This window comes from Okeania sp. SIO2B9, assembly GCF_010672505.1.
In the GTDB taxonomy this organism is placed as follows: domain Bacteria; phylum Cyanobacteriota; class Cyanobacteriia; order Cyanobacteriales; family Microcoleaceae; genus Okeania; species Okeania hirsuta.
The window spans coordinates 1-1,375 of sequence record NZ_JAAHGK010001641.1 but is presented as its reverse complement, the minus strand read 5'-3'; the positions used below and the strand labels follow the sequence as shown (position 1 = coordinate 1,375).

The 1,375-nt window shown below is 34.3% G+C and carries 2 protein-coding genes; both read right to left on the bottom strand.

Annotated elements, in window-relative coordinates; genetic code table 11:
• The coding region (locus tag F6K13_RS33335) for a lipopolysaccharide assembly protein LapB (RefSeq protein WP_287289956.1) at positions 1-735 on the bottom strand (735 nt) is incomplete at its 3' end.
• A gap of 112 nt (positions 736-847) precedes the next feature.
• On the bottom strand, positions 848-1,186 hold the full coding sequence (locus tag F6K13_RS33330; protein ID WP_124145818.1) for a hypothetical protein: 339 nt from the start codon (positions 1,184-1,186) through the stop codon (positions 848-850).
• Between the last annotated feature and the right edge of the window lie 189 nt (positions 1,187-1,375).

Here is a 1,375-nt window from a genome sequence, read left to right as displayed (position 1 = left end):
ATTATAATGCGCCTTAATAAAAGTAGGATTTAACTCTATAGCACGACCATAAGCAGCGATCGCTTGTGCCGGATTTTCTGTTGATAAAGCATGACCAATATTATTATATAAATCTGCTGAGTTTGGTTTTAAACCTAACCCCTGCCGATAAACTTCAACAGCTTCTTCCGTTCTATTCAAATCCGCTAAAACACCACCTAAATTATTATAAGCTTCTACAGAATTAGGCTTGAGTGCGATAATTTTTCGATAAATATCAACTGCTGCTTGATAATTTCTTTGCAACTCAAAAACAATACCCAAACTAAAATAAGCCTTAATATAATTCGGCTTCAGAATAATAGCTATTTCATAACATTCTATAGCAGCTTCTAAATAACCAAATTGATGCTTTATATTACCCAGATTATAATACACTTCTGGCCATTTTAACCCTAAATTAATCCCTTGTTGATATTGACTTGCTGCTTCAATCAACCACTTTTTCTGACTATATAATTGACCAAGAAAAGCATGAACTTCCGCATATTCTGGCTTAATCTCCAAAGCTTTTGTATAAGAATACATAGCTGCCTGAAAATCGCCTTGAACTTGATAAATTTCCCCTAATATTCTGTAGGCATCCTCAGAATTTGATTGTAATTTTAAAACTTCTTGACAGGTTGCTATAGCTTGACTTAATTTACCTTCGCTCAAGTAGAGTTTTGCTAATCTGAGATATTCTTCTATTCCCATCCTTAGCCTAATAGTTAATCATCTCAAATAGTTGCTGGAGATATGCACTATAATCTTTGATTTAGTGCCGGGAGGAAAACAACCAGCAAATAAATGACTTTCCTCCGTTTACTTAGAACAAATTTAGCTGTTCTCCATTAGTACCGCTAAACTTCTTCCTGGATTTTTTTTCTTTCGGTTGTACCTCTGATATGCTTAACTCAGAAGTATCAAATATATTTAACTGAACTGGACTAGGTGAAATATCAATTATTTTATTGAAAAGGTTAGTAGTTTTCTGTTTGATTAATTCGCCAAATCTATAAGTGTACCCATCTGATTTGTGCAAGTGTTGACAATATTTATAACCAATTCCTTGTACAGTTTCAGTCTTAGTTTTAATATTGAAACTGCCAGTTTTTCTGACTGCAACTCTACTAGAATAAGTACCAATCTTGTTGCTTTTAGTCACAACTGCTTTCACAAGATCGCCAGTTTGAAAACCATAGAATGATTTCTGTCTGAACTTAGGTGCAGTTCTAGGAAAAAAATATTTATCATTTTCTTTGTGGGTTTAATACCCCACCGTCTACACGGTGTTCAAAATTACTTGGGGTGAGAATCCCCATGTAATTTTCCTCCTGTCTCCTGTCTCCTGTCT